General features: G+C 40.7%; 12 protein-coding genes. 5 read left to right on the top strand and 7 right to left on the bottom strand.

The features are described from left to right. Positions 1–77: 77 nt before the first annotated feature. The 7 genes from AC6I5C_RS02055 to AC6I5C_RS02025 form a co-directional block, all read right to left on the bottom strand. Positions 78–1,298, bottom strand: coding sequence for a T9SS type A sorting domain-containing protein (locus AC6I5C_RS02055; protein ID WP_497903709.1), 1,221 nt, complete (start codon positions 1,296–1,298; stop codon positions 78–80). Positions 1,299–1,316: 18 nt separating this feature from the next. After that, entirely contained in the window at positions 1,317–1,643 is a 327-nt protein-coding gene (locus tag AC6I5C_RS02050) for a DUF4907 domain-containing protein (RefSeq protein ID WP_497903708.1), read from the bottom strand. A 284-nt stretch (positions 1,644–1,927) separates the two neighbouring features. Further along, positions 1,928–2,278, bottom strand: a complete 351-nt coding sequence (locus tag AC6I5C_RS02045; RefSeq protein ID WP_497903707.1) for a hypothetical protein — start codon at positions 2,276–2,278, stop codon at positions 1,928–1,930. A gap of 157 nt (positions 2,279–2,435) precedes the next feature. After that, positions 2,436–3,326, bottom strand: coding sequence for a TraB/GumN family protein (locus AC6I5C_RS02040; protein ID WP_497903706.1), 891 nt, complete (start codon positions 3,324–3,326; stop codon positions 2,436–2,438). Between the two features lie 286 nt (positions 3,327–3,612). Then, positions 3,613–4,299, bottom strand: a complete 687-nt coding sequence (locus AC6I5C_RS02035; protein ID WP_497903705.1) for a hypothetical protein — start codon at positions 4,297–4,299, stop codon at positions 3,613–3,615. Between the two features lie 220 nt (positions 4,300–4,519). Continuing rightward, on the bottom strand, positions 4,520–5,788 hold the full coding sequence (gene fucP / locus AC6I5C_RS02030) for an L-fucose:H+ symporter permease (protein ID WP_497903704.1): 1,269 nt from the start codon (positions 5,786–5,788) through the stop codon (positions 4,520–4,522). A gap of 5 nt (positions 5,789–5,793) precedes the next feature. Next, positions 5,794–6,129, bottom strand: a complete 336-nt coding sequence (locus AC6I5C_RS02025; RefSeq protein WP_497903703.1) for an L-rhamnose mutarotase — start codon at positions 6,127–6,129, stop codon at positions 5,794–5,796. A 295-nt stretch (positions 6,130–6,424) separates the two neighbouring features. On the opposite strand from AC6I5C_RS02025, the gene AC6I5C_RS02020 reads away from it, so the two are divergent. The 5 genes from AC6I5C_RS02020 to AC6I5C_RS02000 all read left to right on the top strand — a co-directional run bounded on the left by AC6I5C_RS02020 (position 6,425) and on the right by AC6I5C_RS02000 (position 19,001). Beyond that, complete coding sequence (locus AC6I5C_RS02020; protein WP_497903702.1) at positions 6,425–8,002, top strand: helix-turn-helix domain-containing protein; 1,578 nt, start codon at positions 6,425–6,427, stop codon at positions 8,000–8,002. 3 nt (positions 8,003–8,005) lie between these two features. Continuing rightward, positions 8,006–9,154 (top strand): tetratricopeptide repeat protein, encoded by a 1,149-nt coding sequence (locus AC6I5C_RS02015; protein WP_497903701.1) that lies wholly within the window; start codon positions 8,006–8,008, stop codon positions 9,152–9,154. A gap of 164 nt (positions 9,155–9,318) precedes the next feature. Beyond that, positions 9,319–16,110: a choice-of-anchor J domain-containing protein gene (locus AC6I5C_RS02010; protein WP_497903700.1), complete on the top strand. Its 6,792-nt coding sequence runs from the start codon at positions 9,319–9,321 to the stop codon at positions 16,108–16,110. Between the two features lie 70 nt (positions 16,111–16,180). After that, entirely contained in the window at positions 16,181–17,113 is a 933-nt protein-coding gene (locus tag AC6I5C_RS02005) for a PorP/SprF family type IX secretion system membrane protein (protein WP_497903699.1), read from the top strand. Positions 17,114–17,132: 19 nt separating this feature from the next. After that, positions 17,133–19,001: an OmpA family protein gene (locus AC6I5C_RS02000; RefSeq protein WP_497903698.1), complete on the top strand. Its 1,869-nt coding sequence runs from the start codon at positions 17,133–17,135 to the stop codon at positions 18,999–19,001. The last annotated feature ends 66 nt before the right edge of the window (positions 19,002–19,067 follow it).

Here is a 19,067-nt window from a genome sequence, read left to right as displayed (position 1 = left end):
AATAATTAATAATGTAAAATTATAATGGCTAGTTAGTCGTATAGGTTTGTAACCTTAGATTTAATGGTGTATTATTTCTATTCTTTCAATACTTTTTTAAATGCTTCTCCCGTGCTTGTAGTTATTTTGAAAAAATAGATGCCAGATTTAAAGTTACTTAAATCAATTGAGTTTGTTTGAGAAGTCTCCAATTGTAATTGTCCTGTGCTATTATAAACCGCAATAAATTGAATAAGGGATGGATCTATTGAAATGTTTGCAATAGCAGTTGTTGGACTAGGGTAAATTTTAATTGTTTCTTCTAGAGTTAAGTCATCGACACCCAAAAGTTCTTCGGTATATTTCCAAAAGTCGTCGTAGCTAATAACATCTGAAACAGGAATGCTATAACCTGTACCTATATAGCCAGTATCTCCAATTGAAAATCCTGTTCCGAAAACTCTTCCTTCTCCGGGAAACGAGGCAACAGAAGTCCAGCTATCTGCAAAAGGGTCGTACTGCCAAAAATCAACATCATTTAAATAACCCATTCCGATATAGCCTTTAGATGAGGTGGAGAAGCCTATGGCGTCACTTTTAGTTTCTGGTAAAGAAGTTTTTTCTGTCCATGAGTTTGATGTTGGGTCATATTCCCAAAAATCGGCATGTTTACTAGGAAATTGACCATCGTGACTATAGCCAGTTCCTATATAGCCTTTTGAGTTTAATGCAAAACCAACGGCTCTATCTCTAGGTGTTCCAGGGAAATCTGTTTTTTGGGTCCAGGTATTGGTTTCAGGATCATATTCCCAAAATGCATTGGTTTCATTTCCAATTTGGCTACTGGAAGAGCCTGTTCCTATATAGCCTTTGTTTCCAATAGAAAATCCAACGCTTTCGCTCTTTCCTTCACCAGGATAGTATGCCTTTTGTGTCCAAGTATTGGTTTCAGGATCATATTCCCAAAAATCACTTTTTATTTGACCACCGGAATATCCTAATCCAGCATATCCTTTGGTGCCAATTGAAAAGCCCGTCCCAGCAATTCTTCCTACACTGCTAAGGTCTGCTTTTTGGGTCCAAATATTGGTTGCTGGGTCATATTCCCAAAAATCCTTTTTCTCAGTATATTCACTTTCTAATCTTCCGGTACCTATATAGCCTTTGTCTCCTATTGAAAAGCTAATGGCCCTAGCGCGGCCACCGCCGCCAAAATTAGACTTTTGCACCCAGCTTCCTTCTTGAGCTATTAAGGAAGTGCTTGTAATTAAAAGAAGTATGCAGTTTAGTAAACGTGGGGTCTTAAATAGTGTTGTCATAATAAGTAGATGTTGGTTTTATTTATGAAGCGCAATAATGCTATCTATTTCTGTAATAGTGACTGCCGGAGGAAATATGTTGTTGCATATTTTGTCTTTCATCAATGTTGCTACCGATAGAGCGGCTTCTTTGTTTTCAAATACTTTATTGCCGCTCATTGCTGGCATATAAGGTTGGTGAATGATGACTTTGTTGTTTGCCAGTATATCATAGCCCCAGCCTTCCGCAATTTTTAAAGGTGAAATTGAGATGTTTTTTTCACTGCAAGAATTATTTGTTGTCTTGTTTTTACAGGAAGTAAAAAGGCAAACAAAAACGGGGAATAGAAATAATATTTTATACATGTTTTTTTTAGTAGGCGGCTTAAAAGTAAAGTTTTTTGTAAGAAAACAACGATAGTAATTGCGTAATTATTCTTTTTAGCTTGAAGTGCTGAGTTGCAGGGGCCTTAATTGAAGTATTATTTAAAAATATGTTGATATATCAATTTGGGAGTTTAAGCACTCGACTGTTGAGTATGGGGGCTAAGGTTTATTTCCTAATTAATCCTTGTATATTTAAAACTATAGGTAATTACATTGCCACTTCCATCCTCATCCGTGTTTTCTAACGTTAAGGTATTATTGTTTTAAGAAAACAATACTGTTTCAGAAAAAAAGCAGCCATTTTGGGTGAACTGATATGTACCATCATTTAATTGTTGCCAAGTCATGTTTACCGTGTCAACTACAACGCAGTCTCCGGTATTGTTTGTATCATAATAGGCATCTGTTCTATTTCCAGATTGGGTAAAGACTATGGTTGAAGGGCTGCAGTCGTTCGCGGTATATTGAACATCATTTTTAAACTGTGTTACATATTGCCATGTTCCAATAAGTGGGTCTACAGAGGGGGTGCTGTCTTTGCTGTCATCGCTGCTACAGGCGGTTATTAATACTAAATTTAGGATTATGGTTAAGTTTTTAAATAGGTTGGTCATTTTGTGAGTAGTTAAGTTAGGTAGAGGTATTATAAGTTATGGGCCTAAATTGCCATTTTTCAAAAGAGTTTATGAAGTATGTAAAAGCTGCTCTAGGGGATTTTTAGACTAAGAATACTTTTTCAGAAAAAACGGGGTGCAAGTTTAGGTGGAGCGCTTATTTTAATGAAATAGGTGTTATGGTATAGCCAAGGTTTTGCAATTGTACAATAAGGCCGCATTGGTACATTAAATGGCTTAGCCCAACGGCAATAAAACAATTGTTGGTTTCCAAAAGCGGGGTGATTCTTGCAAGCCATGCCTTGTTTCTGTCTGTGAGGATCAAACTGTTTTGGCAAGGTGTATGGAATTGGTAATCTATATCCATTTGGCGGTACCAATCGGTTTCTTGGCAGTTGTTAGGGTTTGGCGCTTTTAGCTTGGCAATTATGTTGGCCAATCGTTTTTTGTGTACTTTTTTTGGCATGCCTTCTACATCTTTGTTGATAAGGGCAATTTGGGCCTCGGTTGTTTCCAGGCCTATCAGCTTAAGCTGGTGGTCTTGGGCTTTGGTGCCAATATAGTCGTCTAGGGACAGATAGGTATCTGTGCTGTCTTTGCTCTGGCATACCTGCTCTTTAAAATGCCTGTTAAGAAATACATATAATTCGGTAGGGGTCATTTTGTGGTAGTTGGTAGGGCTGTTGGCAAAAAGGGTGTTTACAAAATTTAGGTCGTCTTTATTTAAATAGGAGGTCCATGACGTGGTGGTGCTGCGTGCATTAATGATGTCCTGCGCTTCCTGTCCTGGAAGGTTCAGGTTTTCCTTGATGAGTACATTGCAGGAGGCCAGGGCGTTGTTGGCAGGAACCAGCGAATCAAAAAACGATTTTCCAAATGCATGGTGTGTACCAAACAGGTAGGATACCTGTTGGCTCTTGGGGTGGGTGACCCTAAAGAGGATGGTGGCGGTGCTAAGGGTGTCGCCATTAGTTTGTGCTTGCCCTAAAAGGCACCACGGCAATAGCATCAAACAAGCAAAAAGCTGAATGGAGAAGGGGTGTTTCATACAGTAAACCAAGTTGTTTTAACGAAATGTGTTTTGTTGATTCCTGTGACTGACTTCTAAGATAGATAAATATATGTTAGGAACCGGTATTTTGAATGGAGTCTATGGCAGTAATCTTTTAGGTTCATTGGTTTTTAAAAAGACATCCCCCTTAATCCCCCTTCAAAGGGGGAATGTACTTAACAATTGTCCCCTTGAGGTTGCCGAGAGGAAAGCACCGCTTTGCTAGAAAGTACCGCACGTAGTGGTATAGGGGTGTTATCCTTCATGAAGGTATTTGCTCCCCTTAACTTTTAATGGTTGACGGCGGGTTTTTATAAGGGAGGTCCGAAAGTTCAAGTGTCATGGAGTCGTCCTTTAGCTTCAGTTTCAGTTTTACCTTTTCGCCTGCTTTCAAGCCCCAGCTTTCCTGTAAGTCGGTGTTTATTTTTATGAAAGTGACACTGGTGTCGGTAGTGTTTTTGGCCAGTTCCTCTTCCATCCACAAAACGTCATCCTCATAGCCTCGTTTGCCGCCCATAAATTTGGCCCAATAGCTCACGATATAGTAATCGGTATTTTCAAACTGCGCTCTTTGTACTGGTTGGTTGTTTAAATCGTAGGTCTGTGCCAATACCGTATCAAGGGTGAGGTCTTTATCCTCGCAATGCACAAAGGTTTCGGAACTTGTATTTAAAAATTCCATGAATTGCTGGCCGCCGCAAGTGGATTGGCCATTGTAACATAGTAGCTCGCCTTTGGAGTTAAAAATATGATAACCAGAGGAGAGGCCTTTGAACATTTCTTTAACAATGGCTGTAGTATCTGCCGCCAAGATTAAAGAGTTGCTAGTTGGGTAATCGTGTTTCTGTTGAAAGGCTTTAATGGTTTCAGTGTTTTCAACCTTTGGGTCCTTGATAAGCATGTTCATCAAGGCCGATTTGCAGGAGAACAAACAAGTGCACAGGACAATAACTACAAGCGATTTTTTCATGTGGCTAGGGGTTTTAATGAAAGGGCACTAATATAACTAATTTTCTTACAGATAAAATGGTCTTGGAAATGAAGGTGATGCCGTGTCTGGGCCTTCTGCTTCCTCGGGTTATTATGGCTTGTGTTGACATCCCCCTTAATCCCCCTTCAAAGGGGGAATTTTAATGTCCCCTATAGTGGGCTATAGGGATGTCTATTCCATTGAGGTTTAAATATATGTTTTACAGGTTGCTTGCCTTCCCCAATCCCTTATAATACCAAGCATACGCCCCAATCACGATAAAACAAATTAAGGGGATAAGGTAGGAATAGGCCGTTCCGAACGCATCTAGAAGCCCGCCTTGTATGGGAGTCAACACTGCGCCACCCAAGATGGCCATGATAAGGCCGGAGGAGCCAACCTTGGTTTCGTCGTCGTTGAGCCCTTCACAACCCATCCCGAAAATGGTTGGGAACATCAAGCTCATAAAAGCCGAAATGCCAATAAGCGAGGCCACGCCCACAAGGCCACCAATAAAAATAACGTTCAGTGTAAGGATGATAGCAATAATGGCGGCCACCAATAATAGGCTCTCCGGACGGAAACGTTGCATAAGAGCGGTAAAGATCCAACGGAACACCCCAAAAAGAATCAAGGCCAAGGTATGGTACTGTAGCGCCATTTCCTGTGTGGTGGCCAGTTCTTCTGGAATGTAAAAGTTGGTATAGGTCCACACCGAAATTTGCGCACCTACGTAGAAAAATAGGGCCATCACCGCAAAACGGTAGTTCTTTTGTTTAAAGAGTTTTATAAAAGTCTGCTTCATCCTTACTTTTTGGTCGGGGCTGCCTTCCTTGGGCATCTTGGTAGCGGCAATTAAAATCCACACCAATACCAATACGCCTGCCACCGAGAGGTAGGGGAAAATAACAATGTTAAGTGTTTCCTGAATTTGTGAGGCCTCTATCGAAATGTTGCCTTCGGCATCTAAAGGCATTTTGGCCATGATCATGATTTGGCACATTAACACCCCAATGACCGAACCTACGGGGTTGAAGGATTGGGCAAGGTTCAAGCGCTTTGTGGCGGTGTCTTTAGGGCCTAAACTAAGCATGTAGGGGTTGGCGTTGGTCTCTAAGATGCCAAGCCCACAGGCTAAAATGTAATAGGACAGGCAAAAGAACACAAACTCCTGCAACAAAGTAGAAGGGTATAGCAAAAAGCAGCCCACCACATATAGTCCCAGGCCTACCAATACTCCAGTTTTATAAGAGTATTTGCGTGAGATAAGGGCTCCAGGTATGGCCATACAGAAATACCCAAAGTAGAAGGTAAACTGAATGAGGGACGCTTGGAAGGTGCTGAGGTTTCCAAACACGGCCTTAAAAACTCTTACCAGCGGATCCGTTAAATTGTTGGCAATACCCCAGCCCATAAAGCAAAGGGACAATAAAATAAAGGGTAATAAATATTTGGGCGCTACAACAGGCCCGTTGGTGGTGTTATTCATGTGAGTTAGCAATCGGTAAGTTTAAAAATTGGGGTCATTTCAAGCCATTTGTCTTCGCCATTGGTGAGGCGCTGTTGGTAGGCGTCCATAAGGAGTTCCCATTCCCGTTGTCCTGGCATTTCGGCTAGTTTAGCCATTTGGGCTTCCCAGTTGAAGCCATCGGGTACGGTTACGACCATGCACATACGGGTGTTCCATCGGAAAATTTGCATGTCTTCTATGCCAATGTTGCGTAGACCCGCAATTATTTCGGGTTTTATTTTTTGTGGGGAATGCCAATGTTCATATTCGGCAATAAGTTCTGGGTCAGGCTTTAAATCCAAGGTAAAACAATAGGTCATGGATGGCGTTATAATAATTGTCCGTAGTGCTTGTGCCGATAAAGATAGTATAAATTGAAAGTCTTCTACAAAAAAGTGCTTTTTGAAAGGAATGGGCGAGGAGGGTGTATATTTTTATTTTTTGAAAAGTAGAAAAGGAAAACCTCAGTAACAATGGGCTGTGAAAAGCCTAGTGGCTTATGTAAGAATAATCATATTAGATGGTCAGTGTAAACAGATGGTAGAAATTATGTTTTTAAAGCTATATTTGTAGCGCACCTCAATTAATTAGTAACAGATCAGACTACGCAAGCCAATGAATTTGTGTTTTAAACGCCTTTATGCCATCACCTTTGTCCTTGGGCTTTCGTGGGGTGTTACGGAGGCTGCTGTTCTGTATGCCCAAGCCGATGATTTGCAGCTTAAGGCCAATGAATTGGTGTATTCCAACCCTGAGGAAGCCATTAAAATTGCTGAGGTCATTATAAAAAGTCATGAGAACGATGATGAGATTCAGGCACAAATGGGGCTTCTTTTGGCCAAGTGCTATTGGGTAAAAGGCGAGTATAAACAAGCTGCCGACTGGCTGTTTAAGGCGAGTGCTCAAGTACCAAAAAACAACTATAAGGATAGGGCGGCCATAGGCGTGTTTAAGGTTAAATTGTTGCGTGAGCTGCAATTGCAAGGGGCTATTTCTACCTATAGTGAACATACCTCCAAGTGGATTGATGAGGTCGCTTCGGAAACTACTAAGGATTCCTTGCGCTTTAGGTTGCAATTGGAACAGTTGGACTTGAAAGTTGCTGATGATAGGGCAAAAGTTTTAGCGCTTTTGGACCAGATGGAAAAGGAATTTGGTGACTTCCTAAAGAGTTCACCTGCAGATTACATTGATTTTTATTTGGCCAAGGAGACTGCTTTGCAGTATGGGGCAAATTATCAGGCGGCTTTGGCCGAAGTGGATAAGGCCCTGCAATTGATAGACCAATCCAACAGTAGTAATTTATACGGCAAGGCTATGGCTTTTAAGGCTATGGGGACCTTGTACCACAAACAGGGGAATTTTAGAAAAAGTGAGGAAACCTTGTTTGTCGCTTTAAAGTTTGCCGAAATTTTGGATAACCGTTCTTTGTTGAAAGAAATCAATCAAGAATTGGGACTCAATTACCTTTCGGCGGGGCAGAACAATCAGCACAAAGTTTATAATTACGAGTTTTTGTTGTTGAACAGGGAAGTGGAAATTAAGGAGCGTGAAGCGGTAAATACTATTTACAATTTAATAGGAAAGGAAAACGAGGGAGCCGTTGCCGCAACAAAGAACAAATTCACTGAATATATCTATTTGGCTATTGGGGGCTTTTTATTGGTGATAGGCATGGGGCTATTGGTGTTTTTGAGAAGTTACTATAAAAAACGACGTTTGGGAGAAATCATTCGGTATTTGGAGATCAACCATACCAATTTGGCCAAAATTAAACCTGCCAAACGCAAAGCGGCCAAAAAGTTGGTGATTCCAGAGGACACTGAAAAGGCAATTTTGTCCAAATTGAAGAAGTTCCAGAATTCCAGAAAGTTCTTGAGTAAGGACATGTCTATAGCAGTATTGGCTGGTCAGTTTGAAACCAATACCAAATACCTGTCGGAAATTATCAATAAGCACTATAACGACAACTTTAATACTTTTATCAATAAGCTTCGTATTAACTATATTATTGAGAAGTTGAAGGAAGACCCTAACTATATCAATTATAAAATAAGTGTATTGGCAGAGGAGAGTGGCTTTTCATCGCACAGTAGTTTTGCTACGGTATTTAAGTCTATTGTAGGTATGCCACCGGCAACCTATATCAATTTGTTAAGGGAAGAGCGTAACGAAGAATTAAGCAACAACTAGATTATGGACATCAGGAAATGGCTTTTGGGTTTTTGTATGCTGGTCCTATTTGGGATGCTGAAAGGTTATGCACAGAATGCTTTAAGTGATAAGGATCTGGAAGATTTGATAGCATTGAAGACCAACCAGATTTATGAGGACCCCGAGAGTTGTATTGAATTTGGCTTAGAGGTTTATGGAGATGAAGGCAATGAAATGGACATTAGGGTAAAAGCTCTGGCCTTGGTATCGCTTGCGTATTCTTCCAAAAGGGACTATCAAAAAGCCTTGGAGTATATCTCGTTGGCCAACGAATTGATGGTGCTGGTAGATAACCCTTTATTGGCGATAGAGATTTTGTCCAAGACGGGCATCCTTTATCAGCAAATGAATATCTATGACAAGTCTATAGAGTTTTTGGACAAAACCGAAAAGGCCTGTTTGGCCTATCCTGTGAGAGATTCGGTACGCACCTTTTTGGCTAAGACCTATATAGTAAAAGGATTTATCTATAGAGAAAACTTGAGTTGCGATATTGCCTTAAACTTTTTTGACAAGGGCATCAAGGAATATGAGGCAAAGGGACTGTTTTATGAAACCAACTTAAGCATTGCCTATTATAATAAAGGGAATTGCTACACTACCTTATCGCAATACGAAGAGGCCAAAGAGAGTTATAACCAATCTATTGAACTGGCAAAAGTAAAGGGCGCCAACAGTTTGGTGTCTTTTGCACAAAAAGGATTGGCCGAAGTATATACGCGTGAAGAGCGGTATCAAGAGGCTGTCGACCTATTGCAAAATGCCCTTAGCCATTCTAGAGATGTTGGCGACTTGGTGTTGAACCAAGGCATTTACCAAGGACTTTTTGAAAACTATTTGGCTTTGGATAATTGGGAGCAATACAAAGTTTACTACAATTATTTTTTGGAGACTAAGGATGAGATTCAGCGATCTGAAAGGAATTCCATCAGTGATGCCATTCAAGAAAATGACCGCTTGAGGGATGCCGAAATTGCCACTATTGAATCCCAGTTTTCATTTAATGTAAAGGCTATTTTAGCGGCCGGAATCATACTTCTAGGGGCCATTGTTTTTATGGAAATGAAACAAAAAACCCGAATTAAAGCCCTCAAAAAGCAGGTTGAGACCCTTCAGAAGAGGAAGCCTTAACAATTCCTTAAGATTGCATTGATTTTTGGCTATTCTTTTGTTTTTCAATTGTTTGAAAGGTGTTTTATGCTTTCAAATTTCAGTAAATACTAAAGTCTTTACCTATATATATGTTATATTTATGTATAGTTTTAGAGCAGAAATACTAATTGAAATTGCAAACGATGAAAAACAAGTTACAATCAAGTGTAGCAAAAACCGCCCTCTTTTTGCGAAGAGATTTTCATGTGGATGTTGACACGTCTACTGGAATGGACCTCTTTAAAGGGAAACTAAAACTCCTATTTACGATAGGGATGTTTTTCCTTTTATCGACCAAAGGATTTTCACAATTGGCTAACGAATCATTTGAAAGTGGTGTGCCTGCAACATGGACACTTCTAGATAATGGAGTAGGTGCTACCGAATGGGGGATGACCTCAGACGGATATTTAGGTACTAATGCCGTATCTGTAAATCCTAGTGCAGATAATATTGGAGATACCAATACTGCCGAATATTTCTTGGTAACACCACAATTTACCATTCCAGCCAATGGAGAACTTCATTTCTACACCAAGCAAGCAAATGCTGTAGATAATGGAGCCACCTATGAAATTAGAGTGTCTACGGCCGCTCAGCCAGATGTGTTTGGTTTTAATGTGACTTTGGCCACGTTTACTGAGGACGATTTAGGTACAGAATACGAGCAGCAGATTGTAGACATGTCAAGTATTGCTGGTGTAGACGTGTATGTAGCGTTTGTGGCTATTAATACACAAAACGGTGCTGCACCAACTGGCGATGAGTGGTTTGTAGATAATGTAGAAGTGTTGGAAGGTTGTGCTGATGTAGCATTAGCCGATATTGACATTTCAAATTTAACTACCGAAGGTGGTTTGGTAACTTGGACACACCCATCTGCTACCAATTTCAATTTAGATGTAGCGCCAGCAGGAGCTTTGCCTGATGAAGATACTACGCCTGTAGACGGAACCTCGTATACTATTACAGGCTTAGAAGGTGGTACATCGTACGATGTATATCTGCAAGCAGTTTGTGATAACGGCACCGTAAGTGCATGGGTTGGACCTGTAAACTTTACAACCAATGAGCTGGGACTGTCTTGTGACGAGGCGATTGTAATTTCAGATTTAACCGAACCTTTTATTCTTCAAGATAATTTAAGTAACTACAGTAATCCTGATATTGTTTACGATACCGCGGGGTCAAACTGTATTTCTGGTGTACCAGCTACTTGGAATATGTTGAATGGAGATAAAATATTTTTATCCTATACGCCAGAAGAAGATGGCTTGGTAAACTTTTATCAAAGTACAGCAACGGGCGCCGGTGCCGGTGAAAACTGCTGGAATGCGTATTCAACAGTATTAATATATGAGAGTTGTGAGGATGTTGGAGTGACTTGCTTGGATGGAATCAATACTACAACAAGTAATATGAACGCTTCTTTGGAAGGCTTTTTGGTAGAAGCTGGCAATACCTATATTATTGTGATCTCTTCCAACCTTACTATGAATGCAGGAATCTGTTTCACTTTTGAAATGCAAGGGTCCTCTTGTGCGGCTCCAACCGGAATTGACTATAGCGATTTAACGGCCACTAGCGTGTCTATGTCTTGGGAAAATGTTGGTGGATTTGCAGATTCTTGGGAGTATGCAGTGGTACCAACTGGAGATCCAGCGCCTACTACAGGTATTGTAGCGACCTCTTCTTTAACAGGTAATGTTATTGATACTGGACTTGTAGCTGGAACAACTTATGATTTTTATGTAAGATCCATTTGTGGGGGTGCTACAGGTGCCTGGGCTAACCCTTATACCTTTACCACGCAATGTGAGACCTTTACAATACCATTTTTTGAAGACTTTACAGGAGCAAACTCAAGTACTCCTGAACCATGTTGGTACGGTATCAACGTAAATGAAGATCAATTTCAATGGGGCTACCTTACAGGATATCCTACCATTGCAACCTTGGACAATCCGGGGAATAACAATGATATCTTTTCATCTCCAAGATTGAACTTTACGGCGCAGCCAAAACGTTTGATCTATAAGCATAGAGCAACCAACGGAACCTCTACCTATTCTGTTAAATTGTCGACTACAGGTATTGGAGCAGAGAATTTTACAACTGAAGTATTGCCGGAAACCGTGATTACTAACGGTGCATGGGAGGAAATTACAGTAGAACTTCCAATTGTAACTGGTGAAGTAAACATTGCTTGGGTGGTGACTCCTAATCCTTTGGAACAGGCAACACGTTTGTCTATTGATGATATTTTAATTGAAAATATTCCTACCTGTCCGCAGCCTTCAGATTTGACTGTAGCGAACATTCAAACTACATCGGCTCAATTGAGCTGGACTTTAGGTTCTGATGAGTCTCAGTGGGAAGTTATGGTGCAGGCGCCAGGTGCAGGTGTGCCTACAGAGCCGGGAGATTTTACGCAGCCTGGAGTAATTACAGATCAAAATCCTTATACAGCTAATGATTTGGATTCGGCTACGCATTACGAATATTATGTTAGAGCCATTTGTGGGGAAGATGATTACAGTGAGTGGGTTGGGCCATTTGAGTTTACCACTTTATGTGATAGTTTTGATGTGCCTTATTTCGAGTCTTTCAATGACGAGGATGAAGATTCTTATAAATTCTGTTGGTCTGTAAACAATGCCAATGGAGATAACGTACAATGGACTACTTTGCCAGATATGGCGGCTGTGCAAACATCCATATTTGCGCCACCAACTGGTTTTGACGATTGGTTTATTTCTCCTGCCATTAATGTGAATGGTGGTTTGAACAAATTGGAGTTTGATTATAAAGTATTGTTTAGTGCTTTGTTCCCTGCCAGTAGATTTGGAATGGAAGTATTAATTTCTACTACAGATACGGATCCTTCAAGTTTTACCGTATTGGATCCGTTGTTCGAAATTACCAATGCTGCTTTTGAAACCAAAACATTGTATTTTGAAGCAGAAGCAGGAACAATATATGTTGCCTTTAGAGTACCACCAGCCTTTGATGCAGAAAATGGCTTTTCACATTTGCATTTGGATAACGTAAGCATTGAAGCGGCGGATGACTGTCAAACACCTACAGATATTGTTGTATCTGGAGTTACGGGAAGTTCAGCCAATATCAACTGGAGTGCAGGATATGATGAAACGGCTTGGAATGTTGCAGTACAACCTGCAGGTGTTGGTTTGCCAAGTAATACAACGGCAACGGTTGACGAAACAACGTTTACTGCAACTGGTTTGGAAGCAGGAACAGAATATGAGGTGTATGTTCAGTCTTCTTGTGGAGACTCAAGTAGTGGATGGGTTGGACCAGTAACTTTTATCACTGCATGTAATGCATTTGATACACCATTTATTGAAACCTTTAATTCCGATTCTGAAACAGAGGCGTGTTGGAGCATTCCAACAGGCGGATGGGAGACAAATAACGTGATGTATTCTTACGAAGGTGATCAATCGGCAGCTGTTTTTACCCCACAAAGCATTAACGACTGGTTGATTACGCCCACTATTAATGTTCAGGCCAACCAAAGATTGCGTTTCTTCTACAGAGCAGCGTACAATGCAGGGTACCCTGATCACTTTAAAGTGTTCATGTCCACTTCAGGAAATGATCCGGCATCAATGAACATTGAGCTGTATGATTCTGCAGCAGATGGTCCTGTTGATAATACGACCTATATTGAAAAGATTATCAATATTCCTTTATCTGGAGCCCTTAATTTTGGGTTCCAAATAGCAAGTTCAGGACAGATCTTGATTATCGATAATGTAATTGTTGAGGATATTCCTAGTTGTCCTCAACCTTCTAACTTGGCTATTAGTTCTGTTACAGATGAAGGCTTTACGGCCTCTTGGGATAGCAACGGAAGCGAGGATTCATGGGAAATTGCTGTAATTCCTTTTGAAGAGGATGCGCCTGTAGGTGATGTAGACCCAGCCTATTCCTATATTGCAGATGCCAATCCATATGCGGTGACAGGTTTAACAGAAGCTAGCAAATATAATGTGTACGTTCGCGCCATTTGTAGTGATACAGATAAGAGTGAATGGGTAGGGCCAATGGAGGTAACTACCAGATGTGATTTGGATAACTTGTGTGAATACACGATTACCTTGATTGATGAAAACTTTCCTCAGTTCCCTTCTGTAGATGTATATCAAAATGGACAATTGGTGCAAACCTTATATTTCTATAATGGTGATGACACGTTCCCAGAGTTTACATTGTTCTTGTGTACAGGTGTAGAATTTGAATTGTATTTCAATACTGTTGGTTACAACCCTGATCAATTCTCAGATTGGCAAGTTATTTTAGAAGATTATCAAGGGGAAGAAGTGGCTACAATCACAGGTCTTCCACCGCAACAAACCTTCTATACTGGAATAGCCCAATGTGGTGAGGTAGCTTGTCCTCAGCCTACAGATCTTACAGCTAATGGTGCTGCTCAGTTCTCATGGACTCCAGGTGGTGACGAAACCCAATGGGAAGTGGCGGTGCAGCCTGTAGACAATGGAACACTTCCACAATCTGGAACTGTGGTGAATACGCCTTCTTACGTGCCAACGGCATCAGACTTTGTGTTTGACAATGTGGGTACTTACGAATATTTTGTAAGAGCTATTTGTGGCGATGGAGAGACTAGTTACTGGTCTGGACCTTATGCGTTTGCTGTTGGTGATGATATCTCTACTGCCTTGAATATCCCTATTAATGAGGGTGAGGATTGTGAGGAAGCTATTGTAGATATTAGCTTTAGAAATGCCAGCTTATCACCAGAAGCTCTGTCTTGTGGGGATGAAGTGGAATCTGATATCTGGTTTGAGTTTACAGCGACTTCTAGAGTACAGATATTTATGATTGATGGATTTGAAACGCCATTACACGCTGGAACGGCTATGGTTGTAGAGCCATTCCCTCACATCACCATGACTTTGTACAAGGAATTGACTGATGGCTCTTTGGAAGAAATGGGCTGTACCTTTGATAATTTGTTTGTGGCCAGCTATTCAACAGAATTGGTAGTGGGTGATAACTATAAATTACGTTTGAGTTTAACAACTCCGGAGGTAAGTACTAGAACGTTTACATTATGTACCACTACGCCGGAAGATTTGTGTGCTATGAGTGCACCTAACGGCGGATTTGAGCATCCATCTATCCCTTCGTATTCAGGTTCTTATTTGAATGGAGTGGATCAAGCTGTGATTCCAGGATGGACATCATCTGTGCAAATAACAGAAGAAGGTGCTTCTTACTTGTTCTTCTGGGAAGCGGTTAATAACTCATTCTTTACAATATACGAAGGAGGACAAGCTATAACCTTGTTAGGACCTGCTGCAGATATCTCTCAAGAAAATGATCCTATCAAAGGAATTTATAGAGATTTTGATACCTCAGAAATTACTCAGATGTTCTATACGTTTGCACATTTACCACGTGCAGCTGGAAATACTATCCAGTTATTTGCAGGACCACCAGAAGGACCGTATGTGAATATTCGTGAAGAAGCCGGAGTGGTTGGATCTTGGGGTAATTATTCAGGAACCTATAATGTTCCGGAAGGACAAACGACCACACGATTTATTTTCAGAAATAAATACTCAGGGTACGGTGTAATTTTGGATGGTACTAATTTTATGGCCAACAATAGCATCAATACCTTCACAAATGATCAGTTGGATTGTGCGAACAACAGTATCGAAATGAGTGCAGAGGGTACAGGAACTTGGATTTCTGCTGAAGATAACCCAGGGCCGGTATTGTTTTCTGATGCGTCATCAAGAGAGGTAACCGTAAGCGGATTTGCTGTGCCTGGAACGTATACCTTTATTTGGCAAACGCGTTACTGTGACGATATGGTAACGGTTGAGTATGACGGTATTGAAGAGAGTCCAGTAGTGGAGTCGCCAATCATGTACTGTGTAGGAGCTGTTGCTGAGCAATTAACGGCGACTGTTGAAGGTGACTATACCTTGTTATGGTACACCGAAGCTGTGGGAGGTACTGGTTCTACTGAGGCACCAACACCTGATACGTCGGTAGCAGGCACAACATCTTACTATGTAGGTTATGTTGATGCTAGTGGATGTGAAGGACCTCGTTCTGAAATTGTGGTGGAAGTAAATGATATTACAACACCAACTACAGACTTTACTTATGAGGATGTGTACTGTCCAGATAGTGGATCTGCAATGCCGGTATTATCTGAAGAATTCACCTTAGGTGGAAGCTTTAGTTCTCAAGCTGGATTGGACATCAATCCTGATACGGGTGAAATCAATGTAGCAGCTAGTACACCTGGTGAGTATACCGTTACTTATGAAATTGTTGAAGATGCGGATATCTGTTTGTTGGGTGGTATGAGTTCATACACAGTTACAATCTTGGCTAACTTAACTTCTGAAATCACGGAAGACTGTGACAATGCTGAAATTGTATTGACCGCTGCACCAGTAGGTGAGGCTTATAACCCAGATGATGTAGAGTACGTTTGGACGGATGCCAATGGAACGGTAGTAGGGGAAAACTCTAATACATTCAATGTAACCGATTATGTAACTTTTGATAATCCAGATGCTACGGTACCAACACAATTTACGGTAACCGTAACGTTGGGAGGATGTAGTACATCGGCTAGTTATACTGTTGAAAAATTCTCTTGTGGAGAGATTCCTAAAGGAATTTCACCTGATGGCAATGGTAAAAACGATACGTTTGACTTAACAGGTTTCCAAGTGGTGAAATTGAGCATCTTTAACCGTTACGGTACAGAGGTGTATAACTTCAGTGGAAGTTATACCAACCAATGGGGAGGTCAGACCAATGATGGAGATGAGTTGCCAACAGGTACGTATTTCTACAGTATCGAAACCCAAAATGGTACCAATGAGACCGGATGGGTTTATATAAACAGAGCAAAGTAACCCTAAATTAATATAAGCTATCTGCCTATCATACGGCAGATAGCTTCCAATTATAGCATAAACTATACAGATGAAAAAACTATATGTGACCTTGGTCTTTGCACTGCTTTTTATGGTAAGTGGTAAGGCCCAACAAGATCCACAGTACACGCAGTACATGTACAATATGAACGTGATCAACCCTGCCTATGCGGGTTCTAAAGACAATTTATCTATTGGAGTTTTGTACAGATCACAGTGGGTAGATATAGAAGGAGCGCCAAAAACGGCTACCTTCTCTATCCATAGTCCGGTAGGGGAAAAAGTAGGGATGGGATTGTCTGTCATCTCTGATAACATCGGGCCAGTTGAAGAAAACAATGTATACGCCGATTTCTCCTATACTTTGAATTTAGGTGGTGAGCACCGTTTGGCATTTGGTATGAAAGCTGGCGCAACCTTTCAAAACATTGGCTTGTTCAGTGATATCAACTCATCATTACTTGTGAGTGATGATGAAGCCTTTAGCCAAAACACCAGCAATACCTATTTAAATATTGGTTCAGGATTTTTCTATTATACCGATAAATATTATGTGGCGTTTTCTGTGCCAAACATGTTGAAGAGCACCCACTTGGATGTGACCAACAATGGTCAGGAATACACATTCGGTTCGGAAGAATTACACTATTTCTTAACAGGGGGATATGTATTTGACCTTTCAGAAAATACTAAGTTCAAGCCTTCCTTTATGTTGAAATCGGCCTTCAATGCGCCAACCTCTCTAGATGTATCAGCCAATGTTTTGTTCTTTGAGCGTTTCGAATTGGGAGCGTCTTACCGTTTGGATGATTCAGTATCAGGATTGGCAAACTTTGCCATTACACCAAATTTAAGAGTAGGGTATGCCTACGATGCAATTACGTCTGACTTAAGTGGAGGTACTTCGGGGTCGCACGAAATTATGGTGTTATTCGACCTGAACTTTGCTAAGAAGGTGTCTGTTTCACCAAGATTTTTCTAACCAAAAAAGCCTATAAAAAATGAAAAAAATATACAGTCTTTTATGCTTGCTGATGTGTGTTGCAGCTAGCTACGGACAAAACGCTCAAACAGAGAAGGCAGACCAATTGTTTGAAAGCTACCAGTATATGGATGCTATCGATGCCTATTTGAAGTTGGTAGACAATAAAAAAGCCGATACCTATGTGTATAAGCAGTTGGGGGATTGTTACTACAATGTATTCAATACCGAAGAGGCTGCCAAATGGTATGCTATGGCAACCCAATCTACTCAAGATGCGGAAACCTATTACCGCTATGCACAAACTTTAAAGTCGCAAGGAAAATACGAAGAGGCCAACAAGCAAATGGATGTATTTGCGAAACTGATGCCAGAAGATCAACGTGCCATTAACCACTTGAAAAATCCAAACTATGTACCACGTTTGGCTGATCAATCAAAATTGTTTGATGTGGATAATGTGAGCATCAACAACCAGGAACAAAGTGATTTTGGTAGTGTGCTTTCCAACGATAATACATTGTATTTTGTGAGTTCAAGAGGAGGTAACAAAAAGGACACTTGGACCAATAGCCCATATTTAGATATTTACCAATCTGTTAGAAATGACGACGGTACTTTGTCTGAGCCAGAAGAATTAAAAAGCTTGAATACGCCGTTCCACGATGGGCCTATTACTTTGAGTGCCGATGGTAACACCATGATTTTTGCTCGTGATGGCTTGAGTACTGGAAACTATAAGAAAGTAAAGAAGAACAAGGTGAAAGTTGGGCAACAAGGATTGTACAGTGCTACCAAACAAGATGGTAAGTGGGGTAACATCCAAGCCTTACCATTCAACAGTACAGAATATTCAGTAAGTCACCCAAGCTTAAGCGCCGATGGTAAAACTTTATATTTTGCTTCTAACATGCCTGGTGGTTTTGGGGATACCGATATTTGGAAAGTTAGTGTTAATGGTGGTGCTTATGGCACTCCTGAAAACTTAGGTGCTAATGTTAACACCGCCGGGAAAGAAGGATTCCCATTTATCAGTGAAGAGCACATTTTATACTTTGCGTCTACAGGAAAGCAAGGGTTGGGAGGTTTCGACATTTTTAAGGTAGACTTGAGCAAAAATGAAGATGCCATTAACTTGGGAAAGCCTGTAAATACTAAAAGTGACGACTTCTCTTTTAGTGTAAATACCAAATACAATGTTGGCTATTTTTCTTCAAATAGAACAGGAGTAGACAATATTTATACAGCAATTCCTGTTTGTATTGCCGAGGCTGTGGCCTTGGTTAAGGACGCCATGTCAGGCTCTGTACTTGCAAACGCTTCAGTATCAATTTTGGACAGCCAAAACAATGTTATTGCTACTGAAGTTAATGCCGCAAACGGTACGGCTACTTTCAAAATAGAATGCGAAACGGCATACTATTTTAATGTGTCAAGACAGGGATACAAAACGGCAATGGTTGAAGTAGCTCCAAGCAAAGGGGGGACTACCAATGTAACTGTGGTTTTGGAGCCAGAGCATGAATTGATTACAGAAACAGAGGTGAAGTTGAACAATATTTATTTTGAATTTGATAAGAGTAACATCACCCAACAAGGAGCCTTTGAGTTGGATCGATTAGTGGCTGTCATGAAAGAATACCCAGAAATGGAAATCTTGGTGCGTTCACATACCGATACCAAAGGAAATCACGATTATAACCAAAAACTTTCTGAAAGACGTGCGCAAGCCACGGTACAATACTTAATTTCTAAAGGGATTGCCAAGGAACGACTTTCAGCTAAGGGAATGGGAAGTTCAGAACCAAAAATAGACTGTAAGTCTAAGTGTACTAAAGAAGAGGATGCACAAAATAGACGCTCAGAATTCCTGATCGTTAAAAAGTAATTCCATTTTTTAGTATAAATTTGCCGACCAGCCAAAAAAACTAAAAATATCTATAAGCTTCTGATA

This window comes from Mangrovimonas sp. sgz306409 (assembly GCF_059735265.1).
The sequence above is the reverse complement of the archived record's forward strand: the minus strand, read 5'-3'. Positions and strand labels throughout refer to the sequence as shown.

Bases quoted from the DNA above. Each gene is read 5' to 3' on its own strand.
- AC6I5C_RS02055 (WP_497903709.1), bottom strand. From the start codon at position 1,298: ATGACAACACTATTTAAGACCCCACGTTTACTAAACTGCATACTTCTT.
- AC6I5C_RS02050 (WP_497903708.1), bottom strand. From the start codon at position 1,643: ATGTATAAAATATTATTTCTATTCCCCGTTTTTGTTTGCCTTTTTACT.
- AC6I5C_RS02045 (WP_497903707.1), bottom strand. From the start codon at position 2,278: ATGACCAACCTATTTAAAAACTTAACCATAATCCTAAATTTAGTATTA.
- AC6I5C_RS02040 (WP_497903706.1), bottom strand. From the start codon at position 3,326: ATGAAACACCCCTTCTCCATTCAGCTTTTTGCTTGTTTGATGCTATTG.
- AC6I5C_RS02035 (WP_497903705.1), bottom strand. From the start codon at position 4,299: ATGAAAAAATCGCTTGTAGTTATTGTCCTGTGCACTTGTTTGTTCTCC.
- fucP (WP_497903704.1), bottom strand. From the start codon at position 5,788: ATGAATAACACCACCAACGGGCCTGTTGTAGCGCCCAAATATTTATTA.
- AC6I5C_RS02025 (WP_497903703.1), bottom strand. From the start codon at position 6,129: ATGACCTATTGTTTTACCTTGGATTTAAAGCCTGACCCAGAACTTATT.
- AC6I5C_RS02020 (WP_497903702.1), top strand. From the start codon at position 6,425: ATGAATTTGTGTTTTAAACGCCTTTATGCCATCACCTTTGTCCTTGGG.
- AC6I5C_RS02015 (WP_497903701.1), top strand. From the start codon at position 8,006: ATGGACATCAGGAAATGGCTTTTGGGTTTTTGTATGCTGGTCCTATTT.
- AC6I5C_RS02010 (WP_497903700.1), top strand. From the start codon at position 9,319: ATGAAAAACAAGTTACAATCAAGTGTAGCAAAAACCGCCCTCTTTTTG.
- AC6I5C_RS02005 (WP_497903699.1), top strand. From the start codon at position 16,181: ATGAAAAAACTATATGTGACCTTGGTCTTTGCACTGCTTTTTATGGTA.
- AC6I5C_RS02000 (WP_497903698.1), top strand. From the start codon at position 17,133: ATGAAAAAAATATACAGTCTTTTATGCTTGCTGATGTGTGTTGCAGCT.